13 protein-coding genes are annotated in these 16,707 nt (G+C 43.7%); all 13 read right to left on the bottom strand.

Going from position 1 to position 16,707, the window contains the following annotated elements:
* Positions 1–7 precede the first annotated feature (7 nt).
* The 13 genes from E5672_RS07080 to E5672_RS07020 all read right to left on the bottom strand — a co-directional run bounded on the left by E5672_RS07080 (position 8) and on the right by E5672_RS07020 (position 16,470).
* Complete coding sequence (locus E5672_RS07080; RefSeq protein WP_136781557.1) at positions 8–1,054, bottom strand: WD40/YVTN/BNR-like repeat-containing protein; 1,047 nt, start codon at positions 1,052–1,054, stop codon at positions 8–10.
* A gap of 79 nt (positions 1,055–1,133) precedes the next feature.
* Positions 1,134–2,501 (bottom strand): DUF1329 domain-containing protein, encoded by a 1,368-nt coding sequence (locus tag E5672_RS07075; RefSeq protein ID WP_136781556.1) that lies wholly within the window; start codon positions 2,499–2,501, stop codon positions 1,134–1,136.
* 11 nt (positions 2,502–2,512) lie between these two features.
* Positions 2,513–4,573, bottom strand: a complete 2,061-nt coding sequence (locus E5672_RS07070) for a DUF1302 domain-containing protein (protein WP_136781555.1) — start codon at positions 4,571–4,573, stop codon at positions 2,513–2,515.
* Between the two features lie 340 nt (positions 4,574–4,913).
* Positions 4,914–5,156 carry a DUF2835 family protein gene (locus E5672_RS07065; RefSeq protein ID WP_136781554.1) on the bottom strand — a complete coding sequence of 81 codons (243 nt, stop codon included), beginning with the start codon at positions 5,154–5,156 and terminating at the stop codon, positions 4,914–4,916.
* Positions 5,143–7,752 carry an aminopeptidase N gene (pepN, locus tag E5672_RS07060; protein WP_136781553.1) on the bottom strand — a complete coding sequence of 870 codons (2,610 nt, stop codon included), beginning with the start codon at positions 7,750–7,752 and terminating at the stop codon, positions 5,143–5,145. Before pepN ends, E5672_RS07065 begins: the two co-directional genes overlap by 14 nt.
* Positions 7,753–7,799: 47 nt before the next feature.
* Positions 7,800–9,275 carry a Na+/H+ antiporter NhaC gene (gene nhaC, locus E5672_RS07055; RefSeq protein WP_136781552.1) on the bottom strand — a complete coding sequence of 492 codons (1,476 nt, stop codon included), beginning with the start codon at positions 9,273–9,275 and terminating at the stop codon, positions 7,800–7,802.
* Between the two features lie 71 nt (positions 9,276–9,346).
* Entirely contained in the window at positions 9,347–10,681 is a 1,335-nt protein-coding gene (locus tag E5672_RS07050; RefSeq protein WP_136781551.1) for a sodium-dependent transporter, read from the bottom strand.
* An 82-nt stretch (positions 10,682–10,763) separates the two neighbouring features.
* Positions 10,764–12,806: a carboxy terminal-processing peptidase gene (gene prc / locus E5672_RS07045; RefSeq protein ID WP_136781550.1), complete on the bottom strand. Its 2,043-nt coding sequence runs from the start codon at positions 12,804–12,806 to the stop codon at positions 10,764–10,766.
* Between the two features lie 3 nt (positions 12,807–12,809).
* Positions 12,810–13,478: an RNA chaperone ProQ gene (proQ, locus tag E5672_RS07040; protein WP_136781549.1), complete on the bottom strand. Its 669-nt coding sequence runs from the start codon at positions 13,476–13,478 to the stop codon at positions 12,810–12,812.
* Between the two features lie 16 nt (positions 13,479–13,494).
* Positions 13,495–13,785, bottom strand: coding sequence for a hypothetical protein (locus E5672_RS07035; RefSeq protein WP_118494789.1), 291 nt, complete (start codon positions 13,783–13,785; stop codon positions 13,495–13,497).
* 2 nt (positions 13,786–13,787) lie between these two features.
* Positions 13,788–14,243: a GAF domain-containing protein gene (locus E5672_RS07030; protein ID WP_136781548.1), complete on the bottom strand. Its 456-nt coding sequence runs from the start codon at positions 14,241–14,243 to the stop codon at positions 13,788–13,790.
* 12 nt (positions 14,244–14,255) lie between these two features.
* The gene (locus E5672_RS07025; RefSeq protein WP_136781547.1) at positions 14,256–14,987 is read right to left on the bottom strand and encodes an SIMPL domain-containing protein; all 732 of its coding nucleotides are present in this window, start codon (positions 14,985–14,987) and stop codon (positions 14,256–14,258) included.
* Between the two features lie 361 nt (positions 14,988–15,348).
* The gene (locus tag E5672_RS07020) at positions 15,349–16,470 is read right to left on the bottom strand and encodes a pyridoxal-phosphate-dependent aminotransferase family protein (protein ID WP_240692177.1); all 1,122 of its coding nucleotides are present in this window, start codon (positions 16,468–16,470) and stop codon (positions 15,349–15,351) included.
* Positions 16,471–16,707 lie beyond the last annotated feature (237 nt).

Below are 16,707 nucleotides of genomic sequence, written 5' to 3'. Positions count from 1 at the left end.
TACTGCCCTATTTTAAATTCAACGTTTTAACGCCGTTGGCGGAAACAGCAATGCTTGTACCATTAAATTGTGCGGCATTTAAAAGCGCTGCTTTATCTTTTATCTGAGAAACCTTGATGCCTTCGTCAACTTGGCAATCTGAAGGGTTGGCGTAAGGGTCACGCATACTGGTAGGAAGTGGACGCTGAGCACTTACCATCATACCGTTATTTCCTAAAGCGTAAACTTTTGACTCTGACCCAATTAGAATTGAATTAAGTGTACTGGTTGAACAAGTTTGAACGTATTCCCATTCACCTTGATTTCTATTCACGAATATGTTGCCGCGAAGTCCCACCGCTAACACCGTGTTTTCGTCTAACGGTTTTATATCGAAAAATGACCCCGTATAGTCGACATAGTAACGCTCCCAAGACTCTCCCATGTTGGTGCTTTTAGCTAACAAACCCGCTTCACCAGCCATATAAAGCGTATCACCGTCAAGGGTAACGCGATTTAAGTGAGGTAAAATAGACTCTAGCTCTTGCTGGTAAAAGTCTTCGTCTTCCTTGCGAATTTCTTCAAGGTACTCTTGATCCATCGGGTCAAGAAGACTGGCGTGACGTTCTGCAGACCACGTTTTTCCGCCGTCTAGAGTACGGTAAAACAGGCCATAGGCGCCCGTTGCTATCCCCTGTTTTTCGTCAAAGAAAAGTACATCTAAGAAGGGGCGCTGAAGGTCAGGCTGATAGTTTTGAATCTCCCAGCTTTCGCCCTTATCTGAAGAATGAAGAATGACAGCATCGTGACCCACTGCCCAAATATTTTCGCCTACAACTGTAGTTGCAGTAAGCGTCGATTGAGTAGGCACGAGCTTTTGATGAAAGCTTTTGCCATCCTCTGATACTAAAACGTGACCGCGTTCACCGACAATAACGACAAATGAATTAGCGTCTATGTCCAAAAGAACCGATTGCTCAACCAACGGTGCCATGAATGCTTCTTCGGCGAGTGCAGTTGAAGAGTAACTAACTGCGAAAGTGGCGGCAATGCACGCTACAATGGTTTTTTTCATAATTAACCATTCCCCCTATTTATAATTGTCTGTATACAAAAACGGTTGGCATATGCCAACCGTTTGTTGTGTAAGGCGATTAGCGCATACCTTCTCGTCGTAACGCTTGAGGCGTGAATTCCACGTCTCGAGGGCGTACGGTGAAGTCGTACATTTCTTCTTCGTTGTCTAAGCCGATGGCTAGGTAACGTCGAGAGTTTAAGTCGTAGTACGCGTCAAGCGTAGACCACTGAGTTGGAACTTCGTAGTAGTTCACACCATAAGCTACACCAACGCGGTATAGTTCGCCACGATTATCATACATATCAGCAACTTGAATTTGCCAGCTATCTTCGTCAATAAAGAATACGCGTTTTTGATAAATATGACGGAACCCTTCCTTAAGCGTTGCTTCGACTACCCAAACACGGTGCTTTTCCCAACGAGTCAGGTCAGGGTTAACGTGATTTGGCTTCAAAATATCCTCGTATGAGGCGTTATCTGAATGAAGCGCATAGTTGTTGTAAGCAACAAACATTTCCTGCTTACCTACGAGTTTCCAGTTATAACGATTTGGAGAACCATTAAACATATCAAAATCGTCAGTGGTACGCAGGCCATCGGCTGCAGTTCCCGGCGTGTCATATGCAATATTTGGCGCTAAACGCACACGACGTTGACCGGTGTTGTAAGTCCACGCTTTACGCGGCTCTTTTACCTGATCTACAGTTTCATGAACCAACAAAGCCGTTCCCGCCAAACGTGCAGGTTTTGTCACTTTTTGTTTAAACATGAACAAGATGTTTTCGTCTGTAAGCTTTTCGGGCGTAGCACCTTCTTCAGCGTACTTGATTAACAACTGTTCGTCGAAACCAATTACGTTATAGTCACCACCGGTAGTAACCGCTGCCTGTCCGCCGTTACGTTGCACCGCTTCACCACGATAGCGAAGAATGTGGTTCCAAATTGCTTCAAGACCGTTTTGTGGAATTGGGAATGGAATACCTAAAACGGCGCCTTTAATACCATTACCGTCGTCTAGAAGCTCAGCACGCGTTGCGTTTACCTTTGTAGCATCGTATATGGCCTGTGGATTTGACGCAGAACGACGGGTTGGATAAACCGGCATACGGAATGTTTCAGGGTACGCTTCAAAAAGTTTCTTTTGACCTTCTGATAGGAACTCTGAATATTCCTTGTAGTTCTTTGCCGTTATCTCAAACAACACCTTGTCTTCCGGAAAAGGGTCAGGGTGATGGTCGCCTACCGTATAACCAGACGGAGCAGCAGTAATACCGCCTGTCCACGCCGGAATACTGCCGTCTGCATTGCCTGCTTTTTCTGCACCTAATGGGGTTAAATCATTACCCAGTTTGTTTGCGTCTGCTTCAGACACTTTTGCCATCGCGCTTGCACCAGACAGAGCTAGTGACAAGGCTGCAGCGATAATTCCTACTTTTCTAATCATAAAAACCACTCTTAGATTGCGTATTTGATGTTAAATGAAATGAAGTCTCTGTCAGATAGCGCGTTGGTTGTACCAATACCACCCCAGAATGCACTGTAAGACGCCGTTGCAGACCATTTGCTTAAATAGTCGAACGTGAAAGATAGTGCAGCAGACTTAACATCTTCTGTGAAAAGAAATAATGGATCCGGTGTAGTGCCTTCAACGTCATGCGAGAAAGTACCGCGAACGCGAAGGTTCATACCGGCGAAAATTGAGTTGTAATCAGCAACAGCTAACAAGCGATAACCCCATGCATCGTCTGTTGCAAACGGATTAGTTTCTGGCCCGTCAGATAATGCTTGATGTAAACCCTCACGAGTATTGCCGTTAAGCGGTTCAAGTGACGGTGTACGAGCAGTGCCTGGTGCGTTTAGACGGATAACGTCAGGGTCTGGCATGTCAACAACGTTAACGTAACCTACTTCACCAAGCAGCACAAAGTTGTCAGAACCAAACTTAGGACCGAATACGTGTGACGCAGTGAACTGCATCTGCCATGTATCAGAGAAAAGGAAACCTTCTGCTGTTTCACCTGGACCTACAGCACGGCCAATGTTATTCAGCTGTGAAATACCTTCTAAATCAGGGCGTAGTCCAGCATTAGCAAGCTGTTCAGGCATACCCATGTAAAGCAATTCAACATCGTCGATTTGAAGTGGCTCGTCTACGCGATAAGCAAATTCGCCTGCAAGCGCTGTAGTACCGATGTTAGTGTTGAAGCTCATACCATAAAGTTTAATGTCTTCTGGGTAGTAGAACTCAGACTGTGTAAAGGCACCTAATTCAGTAATATTGTCACGAGTGACCGTATTCGTTGCGAGGAACGCCAAGTCTGCGCCAATGCCTTCAGCAGTGAAGTCTGATGTTTTACCAGAAATAAGCGGACGCTGACTATGGTAGTTAATGTGATAGAAACTGAACTCTGTTTCATTCAGTTCTTCAGCGAACCAGGTTAAGCGTAAGCCGTATTGACCCTGATCGTCTGCATCATTGTGCGCTTCGTCAGAGAAACCGCGTATAGCAACCTTGGTTGGATAAGCCAAATAAGCCTGAGATATAGCCGCAGAATCTGCGCCTGAACGCAACAAATCACCGTAGCCATTTAAAGCAGTCAATAGATGGTCAAGGTCAATGTCAGGGTTTCCGCTGAAACCTAGCTGGATATTTTGGCGCTGACCGCCCTCACCTGCAAAGTCGTTGCCGGCGAAGTAACTACCTGACACAGGTAGCCAGCTGCGCTGCCATTCATACTGATAATAACCTGAAATACTTACCGTATCTGTTAAGCCCAAAGACGCATAAACCATACCTACCGGTAGAAATACTTCTTTTAGCTCAGCGCCTGGAGCACGTGCACGGGTAACGTCAACCGGGTTGGTTGTGTTAATACCGTGTTGGATAAAGGTGCTTTCACCCCAGCTGATAACCTGGCGACCTACGCGAAGGGTAAGCGGCTTATCACCAATCCACCAATCACCATAAAAGAACGCATCGTACAAACGAACGTCAGTACAAAGCAAATCTTCTGCTTCCGGATCTTGGCACAAATCATATTGATTACCGGTAATCGGATTAGAGTACGGACGATCACCATCCATTTGCTCAAAGTCGTAGAACCAAAAACCACGAGCGAAGAAACCATAGTCGCCGAAGTTAATATCTAATTCGTGTGTGCCTGAAACTTGTGTTGCGAACGCGTCACCTGGATCGTGCGCAAGGTTACCAAGGTCGCCGTTTGTTGAGTACGCACCATCTGCTAACCCCCACACATCGCCACTTGGGTATAAAGGATTGAAAGCTGCGTGATAACCACTCCAATCGAACTGAGGATGGTTACTGTTACCTATAAGGTCGTAATCTCTTGCCTCTGTTCGAATACTTGTAGCCAGTGTAAATGTAGAATCTAAAGAAATACTTACATCACCCACTTGCCAATTTGCAGCGTGTGCTGGTACTGCAGCAGCACCTAGCAGAGAGAGAACTCCCGCTGCTACTGGTGATATCTTAAAAGCGCTAGGCCCGTTTTTCATATTTTTATACTCCCAAGTCGATGTGACTTAATACGTGACATCATGACCAACCATAACGATTAACAAAATCATTACATCATTTTGCCATAACCGCAAGAACTAATCCTACCAGTTAACAAAATTTACAACATTAGTCGTATCAAATAGTTATTGCTTTATTGTGAGTATAAAAGGCATTTATAAACTTGCAGAGAATTTGAACAAATTTATTGAGAATTAGCAGTAATTACCAATTCTTGTTATTTCTAGGGGGGTGGGTTGTCCAACGTTGACTAAGTTTCGTTGCAAGAATATGAACAGTTCGACTCAACGCGCGAATGATGTAAAAAAAGAAAAGGCCCTACGCGAGCCTTTCAAAAGATTTAATTTTTTTATTGGCGTCGACAATCATTCTAAAACGCCCTTTGATACCATCAGACGTAACAAACTGCCTAAGCCGGTTAGTTGGTACCTGAACGCTTAGTCCTGATTCACTCACCATCACCACATCTGGCATAGTCGCAACGTAAAGCACCTCACACTGCTTGTAAGGTGCTTGTATTGAAAAATAAAAAACCGAGTCGCTCTGACTAATGCTTGTCATAAGCAAGGCTTTTACTTACTTTCTCAAATAGATCCTTACTTAATCCTTTGTGGTTAAGTAACCGACCAAGTTGCTGTTTCATGTGAACTTGGTGTTCGCTTGCATATCCCTGCCATTGGGTTAATGGAGTTACAATGCGAGCTGCAACTTGAGGGTTGACCGCATCTAATTTAAGTAAGTAATCGGTGACGAACTTATAGCCGCTGCCATCCACTGCGTGGAATCTTTCACTATTGTAGAAAGCGAAACTGCCAATTACCGATCGAACGCGATTTGGGTTACTCATTGCAAACTGCGGGTGCTCACACAACATAGTGATAGTTGCAAAGATATCGTCCCTATTTTGCGTAGCGTGAAGTGCAAACCACTTGTCCAATACAAGCGGGTCATGATTCCACGTTGCTTCAAATTGAGCCATTAAGCTATCGAAGGTGCTGTTGCTGCAGTGTTGAGCACTTCTTAGTGCGCCTAAGGTATCTGTCATATTGTCAGCGGAGTCAAACTGAGAAACAACTTTGTGCTCATGCTGCGGTAACCGAGCCAAGTGTGCAAGCACGACGTTTTTGCAGCGTCGTTCGTTGATGGCGGACTGTGTATAGCTATAAGCTTTTTGTTCTATGCGATTGAAAATATCTAACAATTCTTTCTCTAAGGCACGTGCAAACTGGTTGCAAAACGCTTTTCTAGCTTTTGAGAGTGCAGAAACCTTTATGTTGCTTCGGCTTTGGCACAAGGTCTCAAATGAAGGAATAACTAAACACTCACCTAATAATTCAAGGTTATTCTTCTCTTGGGCAATAGCTTGTTTAATACCACTCCAAATGTCATTGCTGATCGCTGAACCCGGGGATTCCTCTAATTGCTTTACACAGCGGTCATACAGCGTTTGCATCGCATCCCAGCGATTAAATGGATCGTTGGCATGTTTAAATATGGTAAGAAGCGCATCTGTTCCCAAAGGGTTTTCAACTTTCGCTGGCGCAGAGAAGTTGCCCAATACTACAGGTGTTAAGCGAGTAGTTTTGGCCTCTACAGTAAAACGCATAGAGTCATCTTTTAAAATGACCATGCCGTTTTTAATGAGCGACTCTTTATCTGTGTAGCTATTCCCTTCATCATCAATAATCTCGATATTTACAGGAATATATAGAGGAAGCTTTTCTTTCTGATCGGAGGTTGCAGGCGTGTGCTGTGACAATGTAAAGCTATGCTTAACAATGCCATCATCATCGACCTCAGTGCTGTGTGCGACAGAAATCACTGGCGTACCAGATTGACTATACCAGCGGGTAAACTGGGTTAAATCTAAATCAGTAGCAGACTGCATTGCTGAAATGAAGTCATCACAGGTGACAGCCTGACCGTCGTGTCTTCTAAAGTACTCGTCCATACCACGTCTAAAGCCATCTGGCCCCAGTAATGTGTGGAACATGCGAATAACTTCAGCGCCTTTGTCATAAACCGTCACCGTGTAGAAGTTGTTCATTTCGATGACTTCTTCTGGGCGAATTGGGTGACTCATTGCACTCGCATCTTCTGCAAACTGGTGTTCCCGCATAACACGAACGTGCTTTATACGGTTACTTAACGCCGAAGTCATATCAGCGCTGAACTGTTGGTCTCTGAATACAGTAAGCCCCTCTTTAAGGCTTAACTGAAACCAATCGCGACAAGTAACCCGGTTACCAGTCCAATTGTGAAAATACTCATGTGCGATAACCGATTCCACATTGAAAAAGTCATCGTCGGTGGCACTTTTCTGATCGGCTAGAACAAACTTACTGTTAAAAACGTTTAAGCCTTTGTTTTCCATCGCTCCCATATTGAAGAAATCGACGGCAACAATCATGTAAATATCTAAGTCGTACTCTAAACCGAACACATCTTCGTCCCACTTCATCGCCCGCTTGAGCGATTCTAATGCGAAGACACCTTGAGACTTTTTGCCTTTATCAACATAAAGTTCTAGCGCAACCTCTTTACCGCTAGTGGTGGTGTAGCTATCAGTAAGTAAATCGAAGTCACCGGCAACTAAAGCAAAAAGGTAGCAAGGTTTCGGATGCGGATCGTGCCATTTAACAAAATGAGTATTCTCGTTTACTTCGCCCTTGTCCACTGGGTTGCCATTGGCTAAAAGCATTGGTACTGATTTGTCGGCAACAACCGTCACTGTGTAGACCGATAAAATATCCGGGCGGTCCATGAAGTACGTTATGCGACGAAATCCTTCAGCTTCGCACTGTGTGCAATAGGCACCGCCAGACAAATACAAGCCTTCCAGCGCCTTGTTCTGTTCGGGGGCAATGGTATTGGTAATCTCTAAGACGAACTCATCAAGTTCAGTAACCACACTTAAAGCGCTATCTGTTACCGTGTATTCATTATCAGATAAAGGCGTACCGTTAATAGAAATGGAATCTAGAGATAAATTATCGCCATCGAGAACTAAAGGGTTAATATGCGCGCCGCTTCGAGTGACGGATAACGTGCTAATAACTTTGGTTTGCGTCGGGTGTAGCGTTATGTGTAGGTCAACTGTCGCTATTGAAAAAGCGGGCGGCTGGTAATCCGCCCGACGTTTAGCTTGAACTGACATAGATCCTCCTAAAAGAAAGCCTACGTGGGTTTAATTGGAACGTTGTGTTAAACCGTACCTTTGCTGTTTACTTCAACATGTGGTGGCGTAATACGTAAAATCTTAATACCTAAGTACGCATAAACAACAGCAAGGATCGGGTTGATAACGTTAAAGAATGCATAGAAAACGTAATCAAATGGATTAACTAATAAAACACTGTGCATGTAAGCACCACATGTGTTCCATGGAATCAAGGGTGACGTTAATGTACCGCCGTCTTCAAGGCTACGAGAAAGGTTTAACTGGTCTAAGCCGCGTTTTTTGAATTCTTCTTTGTACATACGGCCTGGCATTACGATTGAAATGTACTGATCTGCAGTAACCAGGTTAGTACCAAAACAAGTCAGAATAGTACGGCTCACCATATCCCCTGCAGACTTTGCACCAATTAATATGGCTGAAACTGCGCGCTTTAACAGGCCTACACGCTCTAATACCGCACCGAATGACATAGCACAGATTATCAACCAAATGGTATTTAGCATTGATGACATACCGCCACGAGATAGTAAGCTATTTAGATTCTCGTCAGGTGTTGAAAAACTTACGCCATCAAATAATGCAGTCCATACCACTTTAAGCGCTCCCACGCTTGCTGTGTCCTCGCTACTTGCCATAGACGTGACCACATCCCATTGGAATACTACTGCCCAAATGCCACCTAACAGAGCGCCGATAAAAACCGCTGGAAACGCAGGCATCTTTTTAATTGCTAAGGTAAGCAAAACGACAAGAGGAATAAGTAAATGCCAACCCAAGTCAAAAGAGTCATTTAACAGAAGCTGCATCTGCTCAATACGTTCCGCCTTGGCTTCACCCACTTCACTAAAGCCAAGTACCGTAAATAGAATAAGCGCAATAACAAAGCTTGGAATAGTCGTCCAAAGCATATAACGAATGTGTTCAAATAAATCAGTACCGGCAACGGCAGGTGCTAAGTTTGTGGTTTCAGATAAAGGCGAGATTTTATCGCCAAAGTACGCACCAGAAACTACTGCGCCGGCTGTTATAGCGGCAGACATTTCCATGCCTGCAGAAACGCCCATTAACGCAACACCCACGGTAGCCGCAGTGGTCCAAGAACTACCAATACTCATGGCGACCACTGCACAAATCAAGCAAGCGGCTGCATAGAAAAACGAAGGATTTAGTAACTCTAAACCAAAATAGATAAGCGTAGGCACGGTACCTGCAAGCATCCATGTACCAATCAAAGAGCCAACTGCTAATAATATTAAGCAGGCCCCCAGAGACATTGAGATACCGTCAACTATGCCCTTTTCGATAGTTTTCCAGCTATAGCCGTTTTTCATTCCAATGATTGCAGCTAACCCCATGGCTAAAAGCAGTGCAATTTGGTTTGGCCCGTATGAAGAATTATCGGCAAACAAATAAACTGCGCTTCCCATCATTATGACTAACGCAAGAATAGGTAGCATTGCATCGAGAAGTGACGGCGTTTTTATGTCTTTATTCGTCATTGTCGTTTTTTAAAACCTTATTATTGTATTTGTAACGCGTTAAGCGAGCTGTCTGTTTTTACCAGAGTGCGTTAGAAAACTGAGCGATAGAACATAAGCGCAATGATAACAGGACACACAAAGCGTACGTACCAAGGCCAAATTTTCCAGAAAATGCTGTGTTCAGCAAACTCGTCCCCTTGTTTAAGTTCATCAAGTATTGCATCTCTGCGCCACACCCAACCCGCGAAAATACACAAGGCGAGTCCTAGCAACGGTTGGCTATACTCGGTAGTTAATGCGATAACAAAGCCGAACAAAGCTTCAAAATTAAAAATAATAATACAGCTCAATATAAAGATAACTGACGCCATCAACAGCACAGCTGGTTGGCGCTGAAGCCCCTTACTTTCTACCATGAACGCAACTGGCACTTCTAACATTGAAATTGAAGACGTGACTGCCGCAATTGCCATTAAAGCGAAAAACGTGAAGGCAACGAAAAGTCCTACTGTTCCAATGGTGTCAAACAGTGCTGGTAGTACTTTAAAAATCAGCGTGTCACCCTGAATTAACGCACCTTCTGGTGTGAATATTTCAACGCCATTGTTTAGCGCAACATACATGGCCGGAATGATAAGCATACCTGCTATCACCGCAACACCGATATCGACAAGCGCTACCGATGCACCAATGCTAGGTAGGTTTTCATTTTTACTCAGGTATGAGCCATAAACCAGCATGGTACCCACACCTAGCGACATTGAGAAAAATGCTTGTCCCATGGCGTTGATTAACAAGTCTGGGTCTAGAACGCGGGAAAAGTCAGGAACCAAGTAAGCGGACCATCCTTCGACAGCACCCGGCTGTAGGCTTACATAAACAATCAATGCAAGAATGAGAATAACTAATGTGGGCATCAGGCGTACTGACCACTTCTCAATACCAGACTTTACGCCACCAACAACGATAAATGCGGTTAACGCCATGAATAAGAAGCAAAAAATTACATTACGCGTAACCGAAGAGGTAAGTAGCCAATCGCTAGCGCTCGTTAATCCAACCATGCTAACAGCAGCATCGGCAAAATAAACTAACATCCACCCACCCACAATAGCGTAAAACGCAAGGATAAGTGATACGGTAACGCAGCCCCAGATACCCGTTAGCCTTCCGATGAAATTGCCTGATATTTTACCTAATGCGTCAACCATATTTGAACGTGAACTACGTCCAATGATGAGTTCTGCCATAAGTACGGGATAAGCGAGAACAAAAGCGAGAAGTAAATAAACGAGAACAAATGCTGCACCGCCATTACTTGCTACCTTTGTAGGAAAGCCCCAAATATTACCTAGTCCTACTGCTGAGCCTGCCGCTGCTAGCACGAACCCTATTCGAGAGGAAAATTCGCCTCTGATAGCCATGTTATTTCCCTTTATTATTGTTTTAATAATTTATAGACACAAAAAAAGGGCTGGCCCTAGACCAGCCCTTTTTTCTAATCACTTAGTTTCTTGTGATAGCGTAACGGCCTGTTTCGATCATGTCGAATGTAATGTTGGCTGCCTCATCCAAGAATGGATCTAATTCTTCCATATCTTCAGGTAGGTCGTCCAATGTTGTGACAGTTTCCATGCCCATTCGCTGTAAACGTTCGTTAGCACGGGCAAGTGATTTCTCTTCTGCCTCTTTCTTCTCGGCTTCACGAACAGACTTCACTAGAGAAATGAAGTTTTTATCCTTGTTTTCCTTATACTCTTTTATGTCGTCTTGAATATAAGAAAACTCAGGGTCTTGCAAAATACGCTTGTTGTGTTTTGCTGTTAACACATCAAGTGCAGCGGTACCATCTGCGAATGTTGTATAGTTAGCACGGTTAATACTATCCCAAGGTAATGCATTTTCAGCTTGGCTTTCTCCCCACTCAGCCGGTTCTACTGCTGAGGGATAAAGAATATCTGGAATTACCCCTTTGTGCTGAGTGCTGCCGCCATCGATACGATAGAACTTGGCAATCGTGAATTGAACACTGCCCAGCGGGTTATCATAAAGGTCGTAAATTTTACCTAAACCGCGGTGTTGCTGGACGGTTCCTTTACCAAACGTCTGCTCGCCAACAATAAGTGCGCGGTTATAGTCTTGCATCGCTGCCGCAAAGATTTCTGATGCAGACGCGCTATATCTATCAACCAATACGGTTAACGGGCCATCATAAGCCACTTCGCCGTCTGTATCACGGTTAACGCTAACTTTGCTTTGACCGTATCGAATTTGAACCACAGGACCTTTTTCGATAAACAAGCCTGTTAACAAGGTCGCTTCAGTTAATGAACCACCGCCATTACCGCGTAAGTCTACGATAACGCCTTTGACATTTTGCGCTTTTAAGCTCTCTATTTCTTTAGCAACATCCATACTGAGGTTGTTGTAAAAGCTTGGAATAGTGATAACACCTAGAGGTTCACCCGCGTGAGGGCCAGTTTCTGGAACATATACTTCCGATTTCGCTGCGCGGTCCTCTAACTTAATCTTATCGCGTGTTAAGCTAACCACTGAAGTCGTCTTTGAATCACTCGCGCCCTTTTCAACCTGTAGACGAACCGTGCTCCCTTTCGGGCCTTTTATAAGTTCAACCACTTCGTCTAAACGCCAGCCAATCACATCAACGAACTCATCGTCGTCTTGCGCTACACCAACAATTTTATCTTCTGGTTTAATGGCACCTGACTCGTCAGCAGGGCCACCAGGAACAACGCTCTTAATCACAGTGTAGTCATCTTCACTTTGAAGTACTGCTCCAATCCCTTCAAAGGACAAGTTCATGTCCATTTGGAACCGTTCAGCATTGCGCGGAGATAAATAGCTTGTGTGGGCTTCTATTGTACGAGCAAACGCATTCATTGCGGTTTGAAAAACGTCTTCGCTTTTCGCTTGCTTAGTGCGTTTTATCGCTCGCGTGTAGCGTTTAGTGAGAAGTTCTTTTGCTTCTTCCCACGTTTTGTCAGCAAGAATAAGGTTCAACGCGTCGTACTTCACACGCTGACGCCAAATTTCATCTAACTCAGCTTTGCTGGTAGGCCATTCGGCGTCTTCTCTGTCATAAAAGAACTTGTCGCCTTCTTTTTCAAAATCAAAGGGGCCCTTTTCTAACAGTGCAAGTGCAAACTCGTAACGTTCAATTCGACGCTTCGCACTTACATTGTACATATCGTAGGCAACAGAAAGATTGCCTTTGCTCAGAGCGTCATCAAATAGCGTGCGGTATTTTTCAAAACTAACCACATCTGACAACAGTAATACCTGTTTATTGTGATCTAACGAATCGATAAACCGCTGATAAACTCTGGCCGAGAGTGCATCATCCAACGATATTTCCTTGTAATGCGCCCTGGTAAAAAGCGCGCTTACTCGCTTAGCTGCAACACTGTGTTGAGATTCCTGTTGTAAAATAGGAAGCTCGTCTACCTCAGGTGTTGACGTAACTGCGCCTGCTCCTACCCCAACGGTAAGAAAAGCACTGGCGATGGAAATTCGAAGGATGTCTCTCATATTTTACGACCTCTTGGAGCGTGCCAAACGTAAAGCGTCTGCGTTTACTTTAACTACCATGCCTGAGTCTAACTGAACGTGAATGCCATCTTTAGCAACTTCGGTAATTACTGCTGGCATAGGTGCTTTACCCAGCTTAACGGTAACTTGAGTACCTTGTTGTAAATCGCTATCTGTCAATTTTGCAGGTGGTGTACTGTTTGGTCTGTTATTTTTCGGTTTAGTTCCGCGCTTACTATCAGCATGGTCCGAATTTGCAGATTTTTCACCTTTTGGACGATTAAATTGACGTTTATCTTTTCGCTTAGGTTGTTGAGCTAGCTTGGCTTTGCGCTTTTCAGCCGCTTTTGCTTTGCTTTCCTCTAACTGCTGCTGCGCATGATCAGCGTGTTCTTTTTCAATTGCATCGCCTTCAACACCATCTAGGTCAACTCGATGTGCACCTTCTTTGATGCTATGGAGATAGCGCCAACTGTTGGTGTAATGACGTAGTGTAGAACGAAGAAGGGTTTTGCTAACCCGTTCCTCTTCTTCTAAACGTGCTGCAAGATCTTGAAAAATACCGATCTTAAGTGGGCGGGCCTCGCCTTCAATGCTAAAGCACTTCGGAAAGGTCTCTGCAAGGAAAGCTATTACTTCCTTACTGTTATTAAACTTCTCTGGTGATTCCATTAACTTTCTAAATTATTCAGGAGATTTCATCGTTACTTGCATCATCCCAAGTTGCCAGCGTGTGGTCAACCCAATCGAGCAATTCGTCGTCATCTATTTCTAATAAATGCTTATCTTGTTGCCAAGACTCCCATGCGTAGTGCAAAATTTGCTCTAAACGCTGTGTTTCAATATCTTCTTCCGCGTTGTCGTAAACGGCGTGCAAGATAAAATTTAAACGTTCAGATGCCTCATCTGGGTCATCGTGAAAGTCTTCCATATCTTCGAACGTGGATAAAACGACGTGAATATCAACACTGGATTTCATAATTATTTCTGCGAATCCATAAGAATTTTAGCAATTTCAACAAGCCCTTTTTCGTCTTCTTCAGTAAAGCGCTCAAAAACAGGGCTGTCGATATCGAGTACACCAACAAGTGAATCGTTAATTACTAGCGGAACAACAATCTCAGAATTTGACGCAGCATCACATGCAATATGCCCTTCAAATTGATGCACATCTGCGATGCGTTGAACGGTTCTGGTACTTGCACTCGTTCCGCAAACGCCTTTTCCTAGTGGTATGCGAATACAAGCGGGTTGTCCTTGAAATGGGCCAAGAACAAGTTGATCCTCTTTAAAAAGATAAAAGCCTGCCCAATTCACCTCTTCAAGGTTATTAAAAAGAAGCGCACTAATGTTGGCCATATTTGCGATGAGATCGCGCTCGCCACTAACTAAGCTTTTAGCTTGAGCGATTAACTGGCTGTACTGTTGTTCTTTCAAACGAATTTCCTGCTATTGAACAATGTTAAAAGACACACTAATACGCGCTTCTATTTTCTCCTGACCAGGTAAAGACATAGACATGTCCTTGGCAAAAGCTTCTGCGCGCATTACTGGAATCGGCATATTGCCACCAGATTCTGAGATTGCAACAACTTCACCTACTTCAATCTCTAATTCTTTTGCTAATAACTGTGCACGATGCTTTGCGTCTCTAACAGCCGCAATCAATGCTTTTTGGTAAGCATCACCCTCGCCAACTGATATAAAATTAAATTGTTGAATACGATCAACACCACGTTTCAGTACGCCATCAAGCACTTTATCGTATGTTTCAAGGTCAGTAGATGTAACGGTGATATCTCGTGACAACGTAAAACCCTCTTGCTGACGGCCTTGAGGCGTATTGATATAACGAGGTTGTAAGCGTACCTGCATACTCTGAATATGTTTTTCTTCTATACCTTGATTTAGCAAGAACTTAACAATGGAGCGCAGGTCCGAATCAAGCTGACTGTTCAGTTTACCTACTGTGTTACCTTCTTCTTCAACGACGAGTGTTACTGAGTAAGCGTTTGGTGTCACTTCTACCGCCCCTACTCCTTGGACATTTATAACTGCTTCTTGAGCGGCCTGTGCAGATACCATTGGTGCGGATAAAGCTAAGAGTGAAGATGCCAATAGCGCTTTGGCGAATACACTTTTTGCCGTGGTGCATGATTTTGTAAGCGTGATCATTTTCATAGAGATTCCTTTTTACTAGCGCCTTTCTATTAGGTTTCCTAAAGGATAAATGTGTTGAACTGAATAGTTTATGAATATACGCCCAAATTGAAATGTTAGCACTGAACTGAGACAACAATAGATAGCGCTTCGCCAAGATGCGTGTTTTATAAGGTAAGAGTCAAATAAAGAGAATTTTAAGTGGGAAGCTAAGTTGCGTTAGTATTTTAAACTAGAATAAGCCAACAGTTCAGTTGAGCACATCGCTGAACGTGTTGGCTGTAATTTCAGAGCCAATTGACCTTTTACGTATGATTTCAGGCGTCTTTTGGCAGTACCTGTGTACTGCAAGAACGTACAGTAAAGACCATCTATATTAATTTTACTTTAAAACAGTACGTAATGCAGCGAGGCAGTGGTCTATATTACGGGGTTTACATGCGTACCCCATAAGACCAATTCGCCATACTTTACCTGCATGATCGCCCAACCCTGCGCCAATTTCCAAATTGAAATCTTCAAGCAATTGCTTGCGAACAGCAGCATCGTCTACGCCGTCTGGAATTTTCACAACATTCAATTGAGGTAAACGATAAGCACTGTCTACTGTTAGTTCGAGCCCAAGTTCGCTTAACCCATGTGCAAGTTTTTCATGACTCAAAGCGTGACGTTGCCACGCATTTTCTAACCCTTCTTCTTTTAAAATTAGAAGCGCTTCATACATGGCGTACATGCTGTTAACTGGCGCTGTGTGGTGGTAGGCACGTTTTGCCCCCTGCCCCCAGTATCCAACGATCAGGTTCATATCTAAAAACCAGCTTTGAACTTTCGTTTTTCGATTTTGAATAACGCTAACCGCTTTGTCACTAAATGAAACGGGAGAGATTCCCGGTACGCAACTCAAGCATTTCTGCGAGCCAGAATAAATAGCGTCGATGCCCCAACCGTCAACGTCTAATTCAATACCGCCAAGTGAGGTAACTGCATCCACAATACTAAGGCAATCATATTTTCTAGCTAACTCACAGAGTGCTTTAGCGTCATTGCGAACGCCTGTTGATGTTTCGGCATGTACAAAGGCGAGAACCTTAATATCAGGATTCGCTTTAAGGGTATCTTCAACGGCGTTAAGATCAGTTTGCTCTCCCCATATGTTATTAACAGTAAGGGCTTCACCACCGCATCGTTCAACGTTTTCGACCATTCGATTGCCGAATACACCATTTATGCAAACCAACACTTTATCGCCTGGCTCTACGAGATTAACAAAACATGCCTCCATGCCAGCAGAACCCGGAGCAGAAATAGGCATAGTTAAAGCATTCTCGGTTTTAAACGCGTATTGTAATAGCTGTTTGGTTTGGTCCATTAACTCAATGAATAACGGATCGAGGTGGCCTAGCGTTGGTCTCGCCATGGCATTTAGAATTCGAGGGTTAACGTCGGATGGTCCTGGACCCATCAAAGTTCGTTCAGGGGGTATAAAAGTAGAAAATGATTGCATAATCCATCCTCGTATGAATGTAAGGGCCTGTTTTTATAATCTCTGTTATAAACGTTTAACATTAGCGTTAGCGACATACTACAAGGATAATGGCATGGTACAACCGTCTGTATTGAACATAAATAACATGAATGGGAATGCTTTAAGATATTTAATAGAGGTATAAAGGAAGAAACTTTCTTTAAGTGGATAAAATGTGGTCAATATGTGGATATGATATGTACACTTTAAATATTA

This window comes from Alteromonas portus (genome assembly GCF_005117025.1).
GTDB classification, from domain to species: Bacteria; Pseudomonadota; Gammaproteobacteria; order Enterobacterales; family Alteromonadaceae; genus Alteromonas; species Alteromonas portus.
The sequence above is the reverse complement of the archived record's forward strand: the minus strand, read 5'-3'. Positions and strand labels throughout refer to the sequence as shown.

Excerpts from the sequence above, each read along its gene's own strand:
- E5672_RS07080 (WP_136781557.1), bottom strand. The coding sequence starts at position 1,054 with ATGAAAAAAACCATTGTAGCGTGCATTGCCGCCACTTTCGCAGTTAGT.
- E5672_RS07075 (WP_136781556.1), bottom strand. The coding sequence starts at position 2,501 with ATGATTAGAAAAGTAGGAATTATCGCTGCAGCCTTGTCACTAGCTCTG.
- E5672_RS07070 (WP_136781555.1), bottom strand. The coding sequence starts at position 4,573 with ATGAAAAACGGGCCTAGCGCTTTTAAGATATCACCAGTAGCAGCGGGA.
- E5672_RS07065 (WP_136781554.1), bottom strand. The coding sequence starts at position 5,156 with ATGACAAGCATTAGTCAGAGCGACTCGGTTTTTTATTTTTCAATACAA.
- pepN (WP_136781553.1), bottom strand. The coding sequence starts at position 7,752 with ATGTCAGTTCAAGCTAAACGTCGGGCGGATTACCAGCCGCCCGCTTTT.
- nhaC (WP_136781552.1), bottom strand. The coding sequence starts at position 9,275 with ATGACGAATAAAGACATAAAAACGCCGTCACTTCTCGATGCAATGCTA.
- E5672_RS07050 (WP_136781551.1), bottom strand. The coding sequence starts at position 10,681 with ATGGCTATCAGAGGCGAATTTTCCTCTCGAATAGGGTTCGTGCTAGCA.
- prc (WP_136781550.1), bottom strand. The coding sequence starts at position 12,806 with ATGAGAGACATCCTTCGAATTTCCATCGCCAGTGCTTTTCTTACCGTT.
- proQ (WP_136781549.1), bottom strand. The coding sequence starts at position 13,478 with ATGGAATCACCAGAGAAGTTTAATAACAGTAAGGAAGTAATAGCTTTC.
- E5672_RS07035 (WP_118494789.1), bottom strand. The coding sequence starts at position 13,785 with ATGAAATCCAGTGTTGATATTCACGTCGTTTTATCCACGTTCGAAGAT.
- E5672_RS07025 (WP_136781547.1), bottom strand. The coding sequence starts at position 14,987 with ATGAAAATGATCACGCTTACAAAATCATGCACCACGGCAAAAAGTGTA.
- E5672_RS07020 (WP_240692177.1), bottom strand. The coding sequence starts at position 16,470 with ATGCAATCATTTTCTACTTTTATACCCCCTGAACGAACTTTGATGGGT.